The organism is Providencia rettgeri (assembly GCF_001874625.1).
Lineage (GTDB): Bacteria > Pseudomonadota > Gammaproteobacteria > Enterobacterales > Enterobacteriaceae > Providencia > Providencia huashanensis.
Window position 1 is genome coordinate 2,049,592 of record NZ_CP017671.1, and the last position, 19,169, is coordinate 2,068,760.

16 protein-coding genes and 1 riboswitch are annotated in these 19,169 nt (G+C 41.6%); of the genes, 13 read left to right on the plus strand and 3 right to left on the minus strand.

Annotated features, from left to right (window positions below; all coding sequences use genetic code 11):
* Window positions 1-7 precede the first annotated feature (7 nt).
* Window positions 8-460 (minus strand): ribose 5-phosphate isomerase B, encoded by a 453-nt coding sequence (gene rpiB, locus RB151_RS09385; RefSeq protein ID WP_042844119.1) that lies wholly within the window; start codon window positions 458-460, stop codon window positions 8-10.
* A gap of 323 nt (window positions 461-783) precedes the next feature.
* Between rpiB and RB151_RS09390 the strand changes: the two genes are divergently transcribed.
* The 5 genes from RB151_RS09390 (at window position 784) to RB151_RS09410 (ending at window position 6,100) form a co-directional block, all read left to right on the plus strand.
* The gene (locus tag RB151_RS09390) at window positions 784-1,896 is read left to right on the plus strand and encodes an MDR/zinc-dependent alcohol dehydrogenase-like family protein (RefSeq protein WP_042844118.1); all 1,113 of its coding nucleotides are present in this window, start codon (window positions 784-786) and stop codon (window positions 1,894-1,896) included.
* A 128-nt stretch (window positions 1,897-2,024) separates the two neighbouring features.
* Window positions 2,025-3,296 (plus strand): MFS transporter, encoded by a 1,272-nt coding sequence (locus RB151_RS09395; protein WP_042844117.1) that lies wholly within the window; start codon window positions 2,025-2,027, stop codon window positions 3,294-3,296.
* A gap of 12 nt (window positions 3,297-3,308) precedes the next feature.
* The gene (locus RB151_RS09400; RefSeq protein WP_071548012.1) at window positions 3,309-4,310 is read left to right on the plus strand and encodes a dihydroxyacetone kinase subunit DhaK; all 1,002 of its coding nucleotides are present in this window, start codon (window positions 3,309-3,311) and stop codon (window positions 4,308-4,310) included.
* 11 nt (window positions 4,311-4,321) lie between these two features.
* On the plus strand, window positions 4,322-4,975 hold the full coding sequence (dhaL, locus tag RB151_RS09405; RefSeq protein ID WP_042844115.1) for a dihydroxyacetone kinase subunit DhaL: 654 nt from the start codon (window positions 4,322-4,324) through the stop codon (window positions 4,973-4,975).
* A 162-nt stretch (window positions 4,976-5,137) separates the two neighbouring features.
* A complete protein-coding gene (locus tag RB151_RS09410) occupies window positions 5,138-6,100 on the plus strand; it encodes a sugar-binding transcriptional regulator (RefSeq protein WP_042844114.1) in 963 nt (320 codons plus the stop codon).
* 166 nt (window positions 6,101-6,266) lie between these two features.
* Here RB151_RS09410 and RB151_RS09415 read toward each other — a convergent pair whose 3' ends face one another.
* Entirely contained in the window at window positions 6,267-7,679 is a 1,413-nt protein-coding gene (locus RB151_RS09415) for an MFS transporter (RefSeq protein ID WP_071548013.1), read from the minus strand.
* Between the two features lie 98 nt (window positions 7,680-7,777).
* Between RB151_RS09415 and RB151_RS09420 the strand changes: the two genes are divergently transcribed.
* Together RB151_RS09420 and crcB are read left to right on the plus strand one after the other, a co-directional pair.
* Window positions 7,778-8,563, plus strand: coding sequence for a helix-turn-helix transcriptional regulator (locus RB151_RS09420; protein ID WP_042844111.1), 786 nt, complete (start codon window positions 7,778-7,780; stop codon window positions 8,561-8,563).
* Window positions 8,564-8,680: 117 nt separating this feature from the next.
* Window positions 8,681-8,750, plus strand: a riboswitch (Fluoride riboswitch).
* Between the two features lie 111 nt (window positions 8,751-8,861).
* The gene (gene crcB, locus RB151_RS09425) at window positions 8,862-9,242 is read left to right on the plus strand and encodes a fluoride efflux transporter CrcB (RefSeq protein ID WP_042844110.1); all 381 of its coding nucleotides are present in this window, start codon (window positions 8,862-8,864) and stop codon (window positions 9,240-9,242) included.
* A gap of 97 nt (window positions 9,243-9,339) precedes the next feature.
* Here the strand turns inward: crcB and RB151_RS09430 are convergent, their stop codons facing one another.
* Entirely contained in the window at window positions 9,340-10,290 is a 951-nt protein-coding gene (locus RB151_RS09430; protein WP_048606975.1) for a sugar-binding transcriptional regulator, read from the minus strand.
* Window positions 10,291-10,466: 176 nt separating this feature from the next.
* Between RB151_RS09430 and dalD the strand changes: the two genes are divergently transcribed.
* The 6 genes from dalD (at window position 10,467) to RB151_RS09460 (ending at window position 19,063) form a co-directional block, all read left to right on the plus strand.
* The gene (gene dalD / locus RB151_RS09435; protein WP_048606977.1) at window positions 10,467-11,855 is read left to right on the plus strand and encodes a D-arabinitol 4-dehydrogenase; all 1,389 of its coding nucleotides are present in this window, start codon (window positions 10,467-10,469) and stop codon (window positions 11,853-11,855) included.
* Between the two features lie 11 nt (window positions 11,856-11,866).
* Window positions 11,867-13,336 (plus strand): xylulokinase, encoded by a 1,470-nt coding sequence (xylB, locus tag RB151_RS09440; RefSeq protein ID WP_048606978.1) that lies wholly within the window; start codon window positions 11,867-11,869, stop codon window positions 13,334-13,336.
* A gap of 89 nt (window positions 13,337-13,425) precedes the next feature.
* Window positions 13,426-14,715, plus strand: a complete 1,290-nt coding sequence (locus RB151_RS09445; RefSeq protein WP_042844105.1) for an MFS transporter — start codon at window positions 13,426-13,428, stop codon at window positions 14,713-14,715.
* Window positions 14,716-15,352: 637 nt separating this feature from the next.
* Entirely contained in the window at window positions 15,353-16,576 is a 1,224-nt protein-coding gene (locus RB151_RS09450) for a hypothetical protein (RefSeq protein ID WP_042844104.1), read from the plus strand.
* Window positions 16,577-16,584: 8 nt separating this feature from the next.
* Window positions 16,585-17,820 (plus strand): Zn-dependent hydrolase, encoded by a 1,236-nt coding sequence (locus tag RB151_RS09455; protein ID WP_042844103.1) that lies wholly within the window; start codon window positions 16,585-16,587, stop codon window positions 17,818-17,820.
* Between the two features lie 58 nt (window positions 17,821-17,878).
* Entirely contained in the window at window positions 17,879-19,063 is a 1,185-nt protein-coding gene (locus RB151_RS09460; RefSeq protein ID WP_048606980.1) for an amidohydrolase, read from the plus strand.
* The last annotated feature ends 106 nt before the right edge of the window (window positions 19,064-19,169 follow it).

Genomic DNA, 19,169 nt, shown 5'->3' on the forward strand with positions numbered 1-19,169 from the left:
ATTAAAACTAACGTTCCCCATTTTCATATTCACTAATACGGGCTACTTTGGGTGCTGAACGTCCCCCTTCATAATGGGAAGCTAGCCATGTGTCGACGATTATTTTGGCTAATTCGGGGCCTATTACCCGTGCTCCGAAAGTGATAATTTGCGCGTCATTGCTTTTTTGTGCCCGCTCTGCTGAGTAAGTATCATGGCAAAGCGCTGCACGTATCCCCGCAACTTTATTGGCTACGATAGACATCCCAATACCCGTGCCACAAATTAAAATTCCGCGTTGATGTTTACCTTGTGTGATAGCGGTGGCGACGGCATGAGCAACGTCGGGGTACATTTCATCTTCAACCCCAGTCTTTAAGCAGTAATCTGTCACTTCAATATTTAGCTCTTTTAAATGAGCTTTAATTAAATCTTTCATTTCAAATGCAGCGTCATCAGCACCAATGGCAATAGATAGCATGATAGAGATCCTTATGATTGAACAAATGTTCATTAACTATTCAATTGTACTAAATAGAAAATAGGATCTTATGAACAAATAATCAATAGGTGAACATGTGTTTTTATTTTTGGTATGCTTGATTCTGTGATCTAGGGCTTTAAATTACATTTTTTTTCGATAAATAGCGAAAAGTAGTCGTTTAAAAGCTATTTTATAAGAATATTTGCTCTAAATCACACTTTGACAATCTGGTTATGGGCAAGGATAAAGAAAAGAAGGTATGGTTAATTTGTATCTTCATTGAACTTATGTTCATTTTACAAACCGCCGAGGATAGAACTATGTGTGAACACTGTGATTCAAAAGCAACGATGAGCGCAGGCATCCCAGAAAAAATGCAAGCCGTGGTTGCTTATGCACCGAAAGATTACCGTTTAGAAACGGTGGATGTGCCAAAAATTAGTGAAGAAGAAATTCTAGTGCGTGTAGAAGCTTGCGGTATTTGTGCAGGTGATGTGAAAGCCTTCGAAGGTGCCCCAAGTTTTTGGGGGGATGATGAACAACCTGCGTATATTAAAGCGCCGATGATCCCAGGGCATGAGTTTATTGGTCATGTTGTTGGTTTTGGTTCAAAGGTAGAAGGTTTTGCATTGGGCGACCGTGTTATTTCCGAACAAATCGTCCCATGTTGGGAGTGCCGTTTTTGTAAACGTGGTGAATATTGGATGTGTGAAAAACATGACCTGTATGGCTTCCAAAAAAATGTGAATGGCGGTATGGCTCAATACATGAAATTCACTAAAGAAGCGATTAACTACCATGTTCCTGTTGATATGCCAATTGAAGATGCCATTTTGATTGAGCCTTATGCTTGCTCCTTACATGCAGTGCAGCGCGCCAATGTCAAATTGGGGGATGTGGTAGTACTTTCAGGCGCAGGAACATTAGGCTTAGGAATGATTGGTGCGATTAAAAAGTCTGGTGCTGGAAAACTGGTTGTTTTAGACCTCTTTGATAAACGCCTTGAACTAGCAAAAGAATTTGGCGCGGATATCGTATTGAATCCGAAACGTGATGATGTGGATAAAATCGTTAAAGACATGACGGAAGGCTACGGTTGCGATATCTACATTGAAGCGACAGGCGCACCAAAATCTGTAGAACAGGGGCTGAAAATGATCCGTAAACTTGGAACATTTGTCGAGTTCTCTGTATTTAAAGACCCAGTGACCGTTGATTGGAGCATTATTAGCGACCGTAAGGAACTGGACTTATTAGGTTCTCACCTAGGCCCATATTGCTACCCGTTAGTTATTGAAGGTATCGGTAATGGTGATTTCCCAACAAAAGGTGTCGTCACTGATATCTTACCATTAGAAAAATTCGCAGAAGGCTTTTCTATGATGGCGAAAGGTGACCCGCATATTAAAGTGGTTTTAGACCCGAACCTATAATGCTGTAGCCGGTTCAAATTAAACGCGAAATAAAAAATAACGATAAAAATTGGACCTGAATAAATGTCACCCTACCAAGGCTTGTTATTCAGGTCCTAACCCAGCGAACAAGCACTGAGGTTAACGATATGATAATCAATAAATTGTCTAAAGTAACGGGTTTTTCACCAAAGTTACTACTTGGCTATTTTGGCGTCCTTATCTTTATGATGGGGGAAGGGCTAGAACAAGGTTGGCTATCGCCTTTTATTATTAGCCGTGGAATGAGTATTGAAGAATCTTCATTACTTTTTAGTGTATATGGTTTTTTTGCAGCGGTTGCCGCATGGTTATCAGGGGTGCTTGCTGAGATTTATACGGCGCGTCGAGTGATGATTTTTGGCTTTGTGATGTTTGTGATTGGCTCGGTTATTTTCTTATCCGTCGGGCTGCCAAGCAATAGTTTATCTATCATGGTCCCAACTTATGCCTTACGCGGGTTTGGTTATCCAATGTTTGCTTATGGTTTTTTAGTTTGGGTAGCGTATGAAGCACCTATTAAAAAATTAGGTTCAGCCGTCGGAATTTTCTGGTTCGTTTATAGTGGCGGGCTAGGTGTATTAGGCGTGATGTATTCAAGTTATGCATTACCTATTCTCGGTGAAATGGCGACGTTATGGAGTGGGCTGATATTTGTCACTATTGGGGCATTTATAGCGATAGCGCTCAATCGTAATAAAGCGGGCGATGTACAAGACAAACCAAAAGAAAAAGTTTCGCTCAGCTATTTATTTAAAGGAATTACCATCGCATTTGAAAACCCTAAAATCGGTTTAGGGGGCATTGTAAGAACCATTAACACATCAGCGGCATATGGTTTTGTGATCTTCATGCCAATGTTTCTCGCTGACTTTGGTTTTTCTCGAACAGAATGGTTACATATCTATGCCGCACTTTGGACTGTCAATATTGCCTTTAACCTTATTTTTGGTGTTGTGAGTGACCGAATTGGTTGGCGCAATATTGTGATTTGGTTCGGTTGTGTCGGTTGTATGATTTGTACCCTAATGTTTTATTACGTACCGTACTATTTCGGTCACAGTTATACCCTGATGATGATTGCCGCCGGTTTGTTTGGCGCATGCTTGGCAGGATATGTGCCACTTTCAGCTATCATGCCAACGCTAGCTCCTGAAAACAAAGGTGCCGCAATGTCAGTACTTAACTTAGGTGCTGGGTTAAGTACCTTTGTTGGTCCAGCATTAGTAGGGATATTCATTAGTAGTGTTGGGGCATTGGGCGTGATTTGGATCTTCTCAGGGCTTTATTTATTTAGTGCGATACTGATGAAATTTATCACTGTACCGCAAGAACTGCTTGAACAGTCAGCAAAGATGCAGCTAACACCAGAAAATAAGTAAATTGAGGGAATTATGAATAGAATCATTAATGAACCTGATCTTGTTGTTGAAGATGCGATTCAAGGCTATTTGAAAGCGCACCCTGAATATTTTGCGCAAACGGAGAACGCTCGGGTTTTAAAATATCCACAAGCGCCAGTACCAGGAAAAGTAGGGATTGTCACCGGCGGGGGTTCTGGTCATGAACCTGCATTTTTAGGTTATGTTGGCGAAAATATGCTAGATGCGGTGGCGATTGGCGAAATTTTTTCCTCACCAACCGCAGGCGCATTCTTAGATGCCTTTAAAGCGGCTGACAGTGGCGCTGGTGTTGCTTGCTTATATGGCAACTATGCAGGCGATAACATGAACGTCAAAATGGCGATGAAAAAAGCTGAAAAAGCGGGCATGAAAATTAAAACGGTGGTGGCAACCGATGATGTTGCCTCAGCACCCGCCAGCGAAAAAGAAAAGCGTCGTGGTGTAGCCGGTGAAATTTTAATGTGGAAAGTTGGTGCCGCCGCCGCCAGTAAAGGTTATGACCTAGATGGCGTGATTGGCGCAGCACAAAAAGCTATTAATAACTGCCATTCTATTGGTGTCGGTCTAACGTCTTGCACCATTCCAGCGGTAGGGCATCCTAATTTTCATATTGAAGATGGCATGATGGAATTAGGCATTGGGCACCATGGTGAGCCGGGTATTGAAATCATGCCAATTCAATCTGCTGCACAAATGGCTCAAACAATGTTAACGCCAATCTTAGATGATACGCAGGCAAAACAAGGGGATGAAGTCGTGGTGCTAGTTTCTGGATTGGGCGCGACTCCCGTAATGGAACTGTATATTTACTACGCAGAAGTTGAAAAACAATTGAGTGAGAAAGGTGTGCGCATTGTTCGCAATTACGTAGGTAATTACTTTACTTCATTAGAAATGATGGGCGTTACTCTAACCTTAATGAAGGTAGATGATGAATTAAAAACACTGATGGATGTACCTGCGTATTCATTAGGTTTAACTCAGGTTAAGTAAAGGAGCCAGTTATGCAAGTTATATCAACGGATTGTGGCAGTGAAGTAACCCTTGATTTAGTGAATATTATTGTGACAAACCGTGAATACCTGAGCGAAATTGATGGTGCTATTGGTGATGGTGACCATGGGATCAATATGGCAAAAGGTTTCAATTTATGTGCTAAGGCAATTGAAGGTCGTCAACTATCATTGAGTGAAGGGTTTGAAGAAATTTCAGATGCGTTGATGGAAGGTATTGGCGGGTCAATGGGGCCGTTGTATGGTAGCTTCTTTATGGGCATGTCTGACAGCATTTCAGGTAAAACAGAGCTAACGCAACAAGATTTTCTCGCCATGCTGCAAAATGGGTTATCTGAATTACAAGATATCAGCAGTGCCACTGTTGGTGATAAGTGTTTAATGGACACGTTGATCCCCGCGACCCAAGCATTCGAAGAAGCGACAACATCAGGTAAAAGCTTTAAACAAGCGCTTGACGCAATGCAAGAAGCTGCGATTGCAGGGCGTGATTCCACATTGGATTTAGTGGCAAAAATTGGTCGTGCAAGCCGTTTAGGTGAGCGTTCAAGAGGCGTGTTAGATGCGGGAGCAACCTCTTGCTGTCTCTTGTTATGTCAATTGGCTCAAAGTGTCGAAAAACAAGCTGCTCTAGCTAATGCCTGATTACCTAACCTAGTCATTATATGGATATATACGTCACCGTTGTTTAGGCGTATATATCCACTCTATTTTACAACTTACTTATTAATTGCCACTAGAAACGCTATACTAAAACCTTATTATCCTTGTTGCGATTAACACCAATAAAGAGGAAACCACTATCTTATGGATAGATCACAAACATCTTCCGATATCGAGCTACTCACTGAAATTGCGATAGCGTATTATCGTGATGAAATTACTCAGGAAGAGATCGCCAATAAGTTTGGTATATCGCGGATTAAGGTGGGGCGCCTATTAAAGCGCGCCAAAGAGGAAGGCATTGTTGAGATCAACGTACGCTATCATCCTATTTTTAGTACTCAGTTAGAGCAACAATTACTCTCCCGTTTTCCAATATCCCGTGCATTAATCGCATTAGACCATCCAGATGAAGAAGAGCAACGCTATCAAGTTGGAACGTTGGTTGCCAATTATTTATCAACCACATTACGCGACAATATGATTGTTACTGTAGGGCAAGGGCGCAATGTAGCGGTTGTGGCAGACAGCGGAGGAGCTGTACCTGAAAAAGATTGCCGTTTTATCTGTGGGATAGGCGGGACTCATCGCCCTGGTGATTCGATTAATGCAGACCATATCAGCCGCCGATTAGCGAAAAAATTTGGTGGAACCAGTGAAACCTTATATGCACCAGCCTATGTTGAAAATAACGAATTAAAACAGTCATTCATGAAAAACGGCACCATCAAGGAAACCTTAGATCGCGCCCGTAAAGCGGATATAGCGTTGATTGGTATTGGTGACATGAATGAAGACAGCTATATGGTTAAGCTAGGTTGGTTTACGCCTCGTGAAATTGTTGATGCCAGCTTAAATCAAGGGGTTATTGGGGATATTGCGGGTTATGATTTTTTTAATGCACAAGGGCAACATGTAGACACTGTCATGAATGACCGGGTGATTGGTTTAAGTATTGATGAGCTGAGAAAAATCCCCTGTGTAATTGCGATTGCATCTGAGTCATCAAAAGCGATGGCGATCATGGGGGCCTTACGTACTGGGGCGATTGATATTATCGCCACTAGTGCCAGCAATGTGCGGACGATTTTAAAAATGTCCCAATAATGGACGACACCTATCTTAAATAAGCAATAACCCTGTTGGTGAGCCTATGGCACATGACAATCCTCCTAAGGGTGATTGATTTTTGTCTTTTTTAAGCGGCATGGTGATGCTGTAAAAGCAAACCACCATGCCGAGAGCTACGTTGATAGCGAAACCGTGCTGTAAGCTATTTTTTATACAGCAAGGTCAACCGCCCAGTGATCATCAATAACAAAACAGCGGCACAGATTGCCATCAATACATTAAACCCTAGCCCCCAACTGATGGCCCATTTTAATTGTTCAAATGGTAATTGTTTTGGCATAGCCGCCAATGCATATTGCATAATGACCGAAACACTTGTCGCCCCCATCGCCGCGCCAATTTGTTGTAGTGTTGCGGTAAAACCTGATGCTTGGCCGACAAGCTCAGGGGTGACTTTTGCTAACACGAGATTTAACATTGGCGTCATAATCATGCCTTGTGTAAAGCCGATGAAGAATAATATTGGAGATAGCCATTCCACTGGGCTGTTTAATGAAAAAGCATACAATGCTATCAGGAGTAGCACATAACTTATTGCGTAGAATATGGCCCCCCAAAATATGACTCGGTCACCATAACGACGGGTCCAATATGGCGTTATAATTGATGAGATAACAAAACCAATACTTGAAGGAACAAATATTAAACCGGATAAAAACGGGGTTAAGCCCATGCCTTTTTGCAGTAGCAACGATAGCATCAAAGGGAAAGCAGATGATGTTGCGTACACGCTCATGACAACCAAAAGCCCAATGACAAAGTCACGATGGGTTAAAATGGATAGGGTAAATAACGGTGCTTTTCCTTGCTTTTCTAATCGTTTTTCTTGATAGACGAATAAGGTAAGAAGCATAATCCCACTAATGAGTAATACTGTGCCTATCGTTGACCATCCCCAGACGGGTAGCATGAGTAATGGAAATAATGCGCAACAAATACCGCTACTGGACAGGAATACACCATACCAATCTAAATTTACTTTCATTCGATGGCCTTCAAGTAGAAAACCCGATAAAAAAACAGCTACCGCACCAATGGGGAGGTTGACTAGAAAAATTGTCCGCCAGCCTAAGCCAAACAGGTCGAGTGTAATTAACCAACCCCCTAAAGCTTGCCCAGCAATAGCGGCCAATCCTAAACTCATTCCCAGATAGCCAAAGGCTTTTTTAGCTGTCTGCTCATTAAAATTAATGCGGATACTGGAATAGACTTGAGGGAACAATAAGGCAGCAGATAACCCTTGTAGAAACCGAGAAGTGACTAATAAAGATGCCGTTGGTGCTAAAGCGCAAAGTAGAGAGGTGATTGTAAACAGCGTCATTCCGACACGATATAAGCTTTTTTTGCCATAAATATCGCCCAATCGTCCCCCCGTGATCAGCAGCAGCCCAAATGCTAATTCATAGCCGACAATGATGAGTGTGATTTGTGTCAGATTGGCATTCAATGATTGCTGGATACTTACAATGGCTACATTGACAACAAACAAATCAAAAATTGTCACAAAACCTGCCAGTAATAAAACAAATAGCGCAATACTTTGGTGTCGGTTCATATTTTTCCCATTTAGACAGACAAATAAATGGGGACTATAATGAATGCATTATCCTGATACAATTTAACTAGTTATACTATTACTAAAAGCAATAGGTTATGAAAAATAGAGAACGTAACCGCCCTGAGTTGGCTGATTTTTTAAAGCAAAAACGTGAAAGTGTCTCTCCTGAATCAGTCGGTTTACCACGCACAACTCGCCGTCGAACGCCAGGATTGCGCCGAGAAGAAGTTGCCGCACTCGCTGGTGTTGGTTTGACGTGGTACACATGGCTTGAACAGGGCCGAGAGATAGGGGTTTCAACGCAATTTCTTGATAACCTGTCAAACGCACTTAATTTAAATACGGCTGAACGCCAGCATCTTTATCTACTTACGCATAACAGAGAGCCTATAGCGACTGGAAATACAGAACACTGTGTGCCTTCGGCAATTTCAAAAATGATCACTGATTTTCCAGATAACTATTTATGTTATGTGCTTAATTTGCATTGGGATGTACTGGCTTATAATTCACGTGCTGATGATTATTTTCATTTTTCCGAAGCTGAACCGTATTTATGTAATTTTCTTTATTTATTATTCACAGACCTTCGCTATCAAGAACGGTTTGCGGATTGGCCGTTAGTCGCTAAACAGTTACTCGCAAGTTTTCGTCGTGATTATGCTTTGACTAAAAATGACCCTAATATCAAAACATTAGTAAAAACGCTGGTGGGGCAATCTGCGCTATTTAATCAATTATGGAATAAGCATGAGATTTATCAGCCTTGTACAGGTGTCCGTGAATTGGTTTATCAAGGAAATTTAGAACATTATGACTACACATCACTGACGTTTGATATTGAAAAAGGGAATCGACTATTAGTTTATATTCCTAAATAAATTATATGCTTACTTCTTTTTAATCTCTCGCCTTGACGAGTTGCAACTTGAATTATTTAGGAGTATGTTTTTAAAAAGAGTTCACATAATATAATAAATAACATTATGATTTTATGTAGAACTATGGGAGATGGCATTCCTCCTGTTACAAAACCGCCCATGTAGGGCTGATGATGCCTACGTTAACCTTTTCAAAAGATAGGGTACGTAGGTATTATGTGCCCTGAATTTAGGGCATGAATGATCTAATAGGAAACTTTCCTTTCATTTATCCCGCCAGACATTAAAGGAAGTTTCTATGTATGCCTCTTTATTTGCAATAGCGCTGGGTTCTGTTCTCGGTGGGTGGTTAAGGTGGTTTGTTAGCCTGAAACTTAATCACTTTTATCCCAATATTCCCCTTGGTACTGTTGTTGTCAACTTAGTGGGTGGCTTTGTTATTGGTTTTGCTATTTCTTATTTTGCCAACGCCAATATTAGCCCCGCCTATAAGTTATTTATTGTGACGGGCTTTTGTGGTGCATTCACCACTTTCTCCACATTTTCACTTGAAGTGGTCGTTTTAATTCAAGAGGGGAAATTTGGCTTTGCCATCAGCACCATTGCCATCCATGTTATTGGCGCGTTGGTCTTTACTTTGCTCGGTATGCTGTGTCATCACTGGTTAGCACAGGGGTAATATTAACCTTATAAACTGAACAAACCATTTTTTAATGGAATGATTCGTTATAAAAAAGAAGAAACTCAAGCGATGCATTATCGCCTGAGTTTCTGTTTTAATTATTTCCTAATAAATGATGAGCTGTGGCTTCATCGGTTACTAACCCTGTGACCCAACCGCCATTTAATACCGCTTGTATCGCGTGAGTTTTATGGGAACCCCCAGCAAAAGCAATAACAGGTTTATTCGGTGGTGCAAATAGAGGGACGCTGGTGTGTGTGTCATCTAACGCTGTCGATAGCCTTTCCCCATTGGCTTGAATAAAATGGCCTAATAGCTCAGCGGCTACGCCTTTCTCAAGTAACATTTCCAGTTGTTCATCGGTGACAAAGCCTTCCGAATTCAGCGGGCAGCCTTTTCCCACCTCACCAATACCAATAAAAGTTATGTCTGCATTTAAGGCTTTTTCTGTTACTTCCTTATACACACGGTGTTGGCACCACATGGCCTTATCTTCTGGGCTATCTGCATATAGCGGGGCAGGTAAGATATAATGGCGACATTGCAGCTTTTCTGCAAAACGCAGTGGAATATCATAACGTGTTGCCGAACTGTCCCGAGCGATAGCGCCAATCAATGAAACACATTGATGTTGCGGGGTTTCTAGGTAAGGAAGGGCATCAATAATACTTCGTAATGTTCGGCCTGAACCAATACCGATCACTTGGGGGTTGTCTTGTTCGATTAATTGTTCCATTAATTCAGCGCCAGCCACTGAAATCATATCGAGGGTTGAGCCAGTATCAAGCTGGCCTGATGGAACCACACAACAATGTGTGAGTTGGTATTTCTGTTGAATTTCATTGGCGAGTTTAAGGCACTCAGTAATTGGGTGAGTGATCTGAACATGGACCATGCCTTGTTCTTTGGCTAGTGAAATAAGGCGTTGTGCTACTTGTCGTGATAAACCAAGTTCATGAGCAATTTCTTGTTGAGTTTTGCCTGCCACAAAATATAACCATGCTGCACGCGCTGCTTGCTCCATTTTTTTTAATTCTTTCTGCATGGACTGTCTCCTGCTTTTTTACGATATTGTAATTCTGGGCAATTGCTTATTAAAAGGGCAAAAGTCAATATTGTGAGCATTATCGCAGTAATTGTGATCAAGTTGAAACTAAAATATAACAAACGGGCATATGCCCAAACTTGTAGCAAATATTTATTCTAAGTTAAGGGGTCACAATGTTAAAGCAAAAATCAGTGTGGATGCACATCGGTGCTGGGTCATTTCATCGTGCTCATCAAGCTTGGTACTTACACCGCTTAATTCAACAAGGTGATGATAGTTGGTCAATCGCATTAGGGAATATCCGCAATGATGCTAATACATTGCTTGATAACTTAGCTAAACAAAATGGAGAATACACACTCGAAACGGTTTCCCCTGAAGGGGAACGTCAGTACGAAAAAATTACCTCGGTGCGTAAAATACTTCATTGGGACTCTAATTTAAGCCAACTCGTTGAACAAGGTTGTGATAAAGCGACTCGAGTGATCGCATTTACCGTAACAGAAGCAGGTTATTATTTGACTCCACAGCATGAGCTGGATGCTGAGCAACCAGATATCAAGGCTGATTTGGCAGGCGCAATGTGTACTATTTATGGTGCATTGACCCATATTTTACGGGCACGCTTAGCCGCACATGGTGAGCCGGTAACCTTATTAAACTGTGATAATTTACGTCATAACGGTGAGCGTTTCAGGCATGGTTTTTTATCTTTTTTACAATTAAAAGGTGAAACAGAATTATATCAGTGGGTAAAAGAAAGCACTCGCTCACCAAATACCATGGTAGATAGGATCACACCTCGGCCAACACCAGATGTGGCTGAACGTGTAAAACAACATACAGGCTGGGATGATAAAGCTCCGGTAATGGGGGAAGCATTCATTCAGTGGGTAATTGAAGATGACTTTATTAATGGGCGTCCAGCACTAGAAAATGTCGATGTTGAAATGGTGGATTCAGTATTACCGTGGGAAGAAGCCAAAATCCGTATTTTGAATGCAAGCCATAGCTGTATTGCTTGGGCGGGAACACTCATTGGTTTGAATTTTATTGATGATAGCACCCGTGAAGCGGCTATTAAACAGATGGCTTGGAACTATGTAACGCAAGATGTCATCCCTTCGTTATCACCAAGCCCGCTAGATCTTGAGCAATACCGCGATGTCGTTTTAGCTCGTTTTAGTAATCCTTACATAAAAGATACTAATCAGCGAGTTGCCGCTGATGGTTTATCAAAAATTCCAGGCTTTATCACTCCAACACTACAAGAATGCTATCAACGAGGCCAAGTTCCTGCAGCAACAGCAGTACTTCCCGCACTATTTTTTGTCTTTTTACAGCGTTGGGCACAAGGCAAATTACCGTATGAATACCAAGATGGCGTGCTTGATGCTGCATATTATCTACCCTTGATGAATGCCAGTGATGCATTGGAAAAATTCGTTTCCAGTGAAATGCTATTTAGCACATTAGCGCATTCAACGCAGTTTCATGAATTAATGAAAAATACAGTGGCAGATGTTGAACGCTGGTTGAAATCACCACATCAACCTCTGTAAGGAGAAAGTCGATGTACCTTGGAATAGACCTCGGCACTTCAGAATTGAAGGCAGTTTTAATTAATGGGCAGGGAGAAATTGTCTCCTCTAGCCATATGGCATTAACCGTGCAAAGGCCCCACCCTCAGTGGGCGGAACAATCGCCAGATAGCTGGTGGGAAGCGACTAATTCGGTGGTAGCCACACTTCGTCAAAAAGCACCAGAAGCATGGGCAGCAGTAAAAGCGATAGGTTTATCTGGGCAAATGCATGGTGCGGTATTACTTGATAATCATCATCAAGTGCTACGGGATTGTATTTTATGGAATGACACCCGAAGCGCGAATGAATGTGAATGGCTGATGGAAAACCACCCCGAGTTTTTGACAATAGGTGCCAACCTTGTCATGCCCGGTTTCACTGCGCCTAAATTATTATGGGTAGCACGTAATGAACCTGAGGTATTTAATCAAGTTGCTAAGGTATTGCTACCAAAGGACTATTTGCGCTGGAAAATGACTGAACAGTTTATCAGTGATATGTCAGATGCTTCAGGAACCCTATGGCTCGATGTCGCAAAGCGTGATTGGTCTGATGAATTATTGGCTGCAACAAATTTAACTCGCGAACATATGCCTACTTTAGTGGAAGGTGCAGAGAAAAGCAGTGTACTTCGTGCAGATTTAGCTTCCCAATGGGGGCTCAGTGCAGATGTTATTGTGGCGGGAGGCGGTGGGGATAACGCCGCCTCCGCTGTGGGGGTTGGTGCCGTTAATGAAGGGGATGCATTAATCTCTCTTGGCACGTCAGGTGTCATTTTTGTCGTGAACAATCAATTGCAGGCGGCACCACATCAAGGCGTGCATGCATTTGCTCATGCTTTACCAGACCGTTGGCATCAAATGAGTGTGATGCTAAGCGCCGCCAACTGTTTACGTTGGCTTTGCCAGTTGTTGTCTACAACGGAAAACCAATTGATGGATGAAGTAGGCCAATTGACTGAACAGCAAAAAAAACAATCTCCCGTGTTTTTACCTTACCTTTCTGGAGAACGAACTCCGCATAATGATCCTTACGCAATGGGGTCTTTTTTCGCCTTAAGGAATGAAACAACACGTGCTCAGCTTGGTTATGCGGTGATAGAAGGAGTGACGTTTGCCCTTGCAGATGGCATGAAAGTTCTAACTGAAACGGGCACACAAATTAGCCGTTGTAGTTTAACTGGCGGGGGAGCTCGTAGCCCTGTCTGGGCACAATTAATTGCCGATGTGATTGATATACCGATTGTTACACACCCTGCAAGTTCATCCGGTGCGTTAGGTGCAGCACGCCTAGCGTGGCTGGCGGATGGCGGAGATACCGAAACAGTATGCCAAAAACCTGATGTGTTAGACACTTATTCACCGCAAGAACAATACCAAACTTGGTTACATCAACGGCTTGATGTATTCCGTTTATTGTACCAACAGCAAAAACAAGCAAGGGAATTACTGCCACAGTAAGTCAGTATGGCGGTGTTCCCTACACACCGCCATTACTGTTAACTCTTCGCGATTGATTAAAATAACAAAATGACAATGAGGAAACTGCAATGGAACAGAAGCAGTATTGGCTTGGTTTACCTAAGCATTTGTTCTGGGGGTTCATCGCTATCGCTATTTTTATGAGTGGTGATGGTTTTGAAATGGCTTTTTTATCCAAACATATTACTGACTTAGGTTTTACACCGACGCAATCCGCTATGGTATTTACGGTATATGGCTTAATGGCAGCGGTTGCCGCATGGGCATCGGGTGTGGTGGCTGAAATTATTACTCCACTTAAAGCGATGATGATTGGGTTTATTCTGTGGATAGTGATGCATGCCTTATTTATGGCTTTTGGTTTAGGCCTGAAAAGCTATACTCTAATGTTATTATTTTACGGTATTCGTGGGTTGGCTTACCCGCTATTTATTTACTCATTTATGATGATGTTAGTACAGGTGATCCCCCGAGCTCACCTTGCTGCCGCAACTGGGTGGTTTTGGGCGATGTATTCTGTTGGGATAGGCGTAATTGGTAGCTATTTACCTAGTTTTTCTATTCCAATGATAGGGGAAACCGGCACATTATGGATGGCAATCGGCTGGGTCGCAGTTGGTGGTGCGATTGCTTATTTTAGTTTACGCCATGTTCCAGTAGACCGTTCAAAAGTAAACTTACCCATGAAGGATAAAATGGCGGAATTGTCGCGTGCTGCGACCATTTTATTCACCAATAAAGATATCTTTATGGCCAGTTTGATTCGCATCATTAACACGATTTCTCTGTTTGGTTTTGCGATCATCATGCCATTGCTATTTGTTGACCGCTTAGGGTTTACCATCTCAGAATGGTTACAAATTTGGGCCGTGTTCTTCTTTGTGACTATTTTTACTAATATTTTCTGGGGGATTGTTGGGGAGCATATAGGTTGGATACGCCAAGTCAGGTGGTTTGGCTGTTTAGGCATGGCTATCTCAAGCCTGATGTTTTACTACTTACCGGTCTATTTTGGGCATAACTTTGCGATTGCTTTAATACCTGCCATTTTATTAGGGATTTTTGTCGCTGCCTTTGTACCTATGACTGCGGTTTTCCCAAGTATTGAGCCTAACCATAAAGGCGCAGCGGTTTCTATTTATAATCTTTCGGCTGGGTTAAGTAACTTTGCTGCGCCTGCGATCGCCAGTTTGGTCTTACCTTTCTTTGATATTGTTGGCGTGGTTTGGGCGTATACAGGGTTGTATATTTTTGCAGGTGTTCTGACATTCTTTATTAAAGTCCCACAACCGGGTTTTGAAAATAATCGTAAGGTAAAAACCACTAAGTCTGTAGTAGAGCAGCAAACGAGTAATTAACTTATTTTATTAAACTCAAATCGAGCCCTATGGCCATATTATGGTTATAGGGCTTTTCTCATTTAGAGAGTAAATAAGGTATTAGAAAAGGCAAAAAAAGCGAAAGGTATATCCTCCTTTACAGTGGCAATATAAAGAGAAACAGATTAACGGTTAAATAAAGTATAATATTCCACGAAAATGGAAATATTAGTCATATTTGTAAGGCTGTTTCTGCTGTTATCGCGAGATTTATTGAAAATACATCCTGAAGCAATAGAATATAATTTCATAGATTAAAATTTAGTCTATAGTCGATCTTGTTATAAATAAGCTAATAAGTGAGATTAAATATTAATATCTGAACTATCATTAAGATGATATTAAGGAGACGATGCTTTCTGTTGTTATATCTGACTATTGAACAAGATTATTACCTTTATTCTAACCTACTTAATTCCTGTTTTGTTATCTATACATCTGTATTTTCGGTGTTATTATGATTTTTGTTGCAATTTTGTATTTTTGCAGCGAATTGCTCTTAATACTGATGTTTTATCAAACAAAATAAATTTTTTAATAAAGTTAAAAGATAAATTAAAAGCTTATAACACCAAAAAATAATCTAATAAAAAAAGATAAATGCGGGGAAAAAGTTATGTCACAGATGTTAGCTCTGTTTCTGATTGTGGGGATATTATATATCGGGGATGCTATTGCGGTTAGAACGAAAGCGTGGGTTCCTTCTGTTTTCGTGTGTGCGGTATTATTTTTAATCGGTTATTGGACTATTTTCCCAAAAGATATTGTCAGTATTGCGGGTATTCCTCAAGTGGTGGCAATTGCCTTAATGTATTTGCTAATTACCAATATGGGAACACTGTTATCTTTAAAAGAATTATTGCGTCAGTGGAAAACTATTTTAGTTTCATTAGCGGGTATTTTAGGGATCATCATTTTTACCTTAATTATTGGCGTAATGCTATTCGATTTAAATACAGTATTGGTTGCTGTACCTCCATTAGTTGGTGGTATTGTCTCTTCACTAATTATGTCAAAAGGTGCAGCGGAAGCTGGTTTGGTTGATTTATCGGTTTTCGCTATTTTAATTTATGTTATGCAAGGTTTTGCGGGTTATCCGTTAACCGCAATAATGTTAAAAAAAGAAGGGCGCCGAGTTCTGGAAAAATACCGTAATGGTCAATGGAAAGAAACATTAGCTACTGGAGAAACAAAAGAGGTTGAAGTCAAAACACTCGTTTCTGAAGACGAAATGCCTCGTATGTTTAAAAAAATTCCTAGCCACTATAATACAAGCTATTTCAAATTCTTACGTCTAGCTTTCGTAGGGTATTTAGCATATTTAGCGTCCAGTTTTGCCGCACCTTTTGTTAGTATTAGCCCTTTTGTACTGTGCTTATTATTCGGTGTAATTGCATCTTCATTAGGCTTTTTAGAAAGGCAGCCATTGCAAAAGGCTAATGGCTTTGGCTTTGCTATTATGGCGTTAATGTTGTTTATTTTTGATACATTAAACCATGCCACCCCAGATATGTTATTACGCCTAGTTTATCCGATGGTGGTATTAATTTGTGCTGCAGTGATTGGAATGTTTATCGCATCATGGATTGTTGGCAAAATTCTAGGCGTGACTAAAGAAATGGCTTTTGCTGTTGCGCTCACTGCATTGTATGGTTTCCCTGCAGATTACATCATTACCAATGAAGCGATTAATGCATTAACAAAAGATGAAAAAGAGCGCCAAGTATTAACTAGCCATATGTTAGGGCCAATGTTAGTGGGTGGTTTTATTTCTGTCACTATGGTTTCTGTGGTATTAGCGGGCATTATGGTTGCGTATATTGTTCCAGTAGCGGGGTAAATAAAACAATGGAAACAAGTACTTCAAGAATTCAGCGCCATTTAGAACAATTGGCAGAATATACCGCGACACCAGGTCAAGGTACAACGCGGATGAGCTATAGCGAGCAAGATAAACAAGCTCGTGATTATTTAAAGCAGGAAATGACCGCGTTAGGTTTACACGTTCGCGAAGATGCGATCGGAAATATTTATGGGCGTTTGGAAGGTCAACAGCCTGATTTACCGGCAGTTATTATTGGTTCTCACTTTGATTCAGTTCCTCACGGTGGTGCATTTGATGGACCAGCGGGGATAGTCACGGGGTTAGATGTTGTTGCTCGGATACGCGAACAAAACTTAACACCAAAGTACCCATTAGAGGTGATTGCGCTGGTGGAAGAAGAAGGAACCAGTTTTGGCCGTGGCTTGATGGCTTCAAGTGTGATCACGGGGCTAATTGGCACCAAAGAATTGCACCAATTAAAAGATAGGCAAGGGGTAAGTGCCGCTGAGCGAATGGCTGCTGCGGGTTTTAATGCCGACAAAGCGTCAGAAGCTGTGCTTGACCCTAAAAAAGTGAAAGCCTTTTTAGAATTACATATTGAGCAAGGTCCCGTATTAGAACAGGCGAATGAAGATGTTGGCATCGTCGAAACAATTGTTGGTATTAGCCAGTTAGAAATAAAACTCACAGGTAAAGCAGGGCATGCTGGCACAACACCGATGAATATGCGCGCAGATGCCCTTGTTTGCGCTAGCCGAATTATCAGCCAAATCCCTAAGCTTGCAGAAGCTGCGGGGGATAATACTGTCGCGACAGTGGGACGGTTGGCGGTTTTACCAAATGGGGCTAACGTGATCCCAAGTGAAGTCACCTTCAGTGTTGATATTCGTTCTAAAAACGATGAAGCCCTTAGAAAAGTCATCGCTCAAATTATGGCTTTAACAGAGCAAGAAAGTACTGAAGCGGGAATAGGCAGTGACATTATTCAGCCATTATATGTTCAACCGACTGAGCTAAATAGCGAGATTCATACTCTAATGCAAGAACATGCCAGCGCTCAAAAGCTACGTTTTCGTAGCATGGTCAGTGGTGCAGGGCATGATACGATGATTTTTGCACAGATCACCCAAACGGGACTGATATTTGTCCCAAGTCGCAATGGGCTTAGTCATCATCCGGATGAATGGACTGATTATGCACAAATTGCACGCGGTGTTGATGTGATGTTTGAAACCGTTAAGTCACTCATAGAATGTTAATTATTAATTATATAAGCCATGCAAAACGTTATTTTGTGATGGGGTAAAAGGTAGAAAAATGATCAGCAAAACTATTACAGCCGCAATCAAAAAACATACTCAAGAAATGATTGCATTTCGACGTGATTTACATGCTCATCCTGAATTGCCATTTGAAGAAGTACGTACAACAAAACGTATTGCCGAAGAATTAGACAAAATAGGCATAGAATATCGCTTAACTGAGCCAACAGGGGTTATCGCTGAAATCAAGGGGGCGAAGCCAGGCAAAACCGTTGCATTACGTGCTGATATTGATGCGTTACCCGTATTGGAATTAAACGATTCGTTAGAATATAAATCCACTACAGCAGGGAAAATGCATGCCTGCGGTCATGATGCACACACAGCCATGTTGTTAACCGCGGCCAAAGCACTATACGAGGTACGTGAAGAGTTAGCCGGCAATGTGCGTTTGATTTTTCAACCTGCGGAAGAGATTGCTCAGGGTGCATTAGCGATGATCAAACAAGGGGCTATCGAAAATGTGGATAACGTGTTTGGTATGCACATTTGGACAACGACGCCATCAGGCAAAGTTTCTTGTAATGTTGGCGGTTCATTTGCGTCTGCGGATTTATTAAAAGTCACCTTTAAAGGGCGAGGTGGGCACGGTTCTATGCCAGAGGCGACAATAGACGCTGCGGTTGTTGCTTCGGCTTTTGTGATGAATTTACAAGCTATTGTTTCTCGTGAAACCTCATCATTAGATTCAGCAGTGGTAACGATTGGTAAAATGGAAGTGGGAACTCGCTTTAATGTTATCGCTGAAAATGCGGTATTGGACGGAACGGTACGGTGTTTCGATATTGAAACGCGTAATCGTATTGAAGCCGCTATCCGCCGTTATGCAGAACATACTGCAGCGATTTATGGTGCAACAGCACAAGTCGATTATATTTATGGGACTTTACCTGTGATCAATGAAGAGCGCAGCGCACTGCTTGCTCAGTCAGTTATTTCGCAAGCCTTTGGTGAGCAAGCGTTGATCAACGAAAGGCCAACCCCAGGGGGCGAGGACTTCAGCTTCTACATTGAAGATATTCCGGGGTGTTTTGCGTTGCTAGGTACCGGGAATGCTGAGAAGGATACGCAATGGGCACATCACCACGGCTGTTTTAATATCGATGAAGATACGATGGCGACGGGGGCTGAGTTACATGCACAATATGCATGGGCCTATTTACAGCAGCAGGCATTTTAATTGAGTATGTTAATGCTCTTAGGGCTCGTTATTCTACCTATACCGGGCCTCCCTTTGACTTTGTTGCCTATTTATTTTGTTTATTAACACTCAGTATAGCGGCTAA

Excerpts from the sequence above, each read along its gene's own strand:
- rpiB (WP_042844119.1), bottom strand. The coding sequence starts at position 460 with ATGCTATCTATTGCCATTGGTGCTGATGACGCTGCATTTGAAATGAAA.
- RB151_RS09390 (WP_042844118.1), top strand. The coding sequence starts at position 784 with ATGTGTGAACACTGTGATTCAAAAGCAACGATGAGCGCAGGCATCCCA.
- RB151_RS09395 (WP_042844117.1), top strand. The coding sequence starts at position 2,025 with ATGATAATCAATAAATTGTCTAAAGTAACGGGTTTTTCACCAAAGTTA.
- RB151_RS09400 (WP_071548012.1), top strand. The coding sequence starts at position 3,309 with ATGAATAGAATCATTAATGAACCTGATCTTGTTGTTGAAGATGCGATT.
- dhaL (WP_042844115.1), top strand. The coding sequence starts at position 4,322 with ATGCAAGTTATATCAACGGATTGTGGCAGTGAAGTAACCCTTGATTTA.
- RB151_RS09410 (WP_042844114.1), top strand. The coding sequence starts at position 5,138 with ATGGATAGATCACAAACATCTTCCGATATCGAGCTACTCACTGAAATT.
- RB151_RS09415 (WP_071548013.1), bottom strand. The coding sequence starts at position 7,679 with ATGAACCGACACCAAAGTATTGCGCTATTTGTTTTATTACTGGCAGGT.
- RB151_RS09420 (WP_042844111.1), top strand. The coding sequence starts at position 7,778 with ATGAAAAATAGAGAACGTAACCGCCCTGAGTTGGCTGATTTTTTAAAG.
- crcB (WP_042844110.1), top strand. The coding sequence starts at position 8,862 with ATGTATGCCTCTTTATTTGCAATAGCGCTGGGTTCTGTTCTCGGTGGG.
- RB151_RS09430 (WP_048606975.1), bottom strand. The coding sequence starts at position 10,290 with ATGCAGAAAGAATTAAAAAAAATGGAGCAAGCAGCGCGTGCAGCATGG.
- dalD (WP_048606977.1), top strand. The coding sequence starts at position 10,467 with ATGTTAAAGCAAAAATCAGTGTGGATGCACATCGGTGCTGGGTCATTT.
- xylB (WP_048606978.1), top strand. The coding sequence starts at position 11,867 with ATGTACCTTGGAATAGACCTCGGCACTTCAGAATTGAAGGCAGTTTTA.
- RB151_RS09445 (WP_042844105.1), top strand. The coding sequence starts at position 13,426 with ATGGAACAGAAGCAGTATTGGCTTGGTTTACCTAAGCATTTGTTCTGG.
- RB151_RS09450 (WP_042844104.1), top strand. The coding sequence starts at position 15,353 with ATGTCACAGATGTTAGCTCTGTTTCTGATTGTGGGGATATTATATATC.
- RB151_RS09455 (WP_042844103.1), top strand. The coding sequence starts at position 16,585 with ATGGAAACAAGTACTTCAAGAATTCAGCGCCATTTAGAACAATTGGCA.
- RB151_RS09460 (WP_048606980.1), top strand. The coding sequence starts at position 17,879 with ATGATCAGCAAAACTATTACAGCCGCAATCAAAAAACATACTCAAGAA.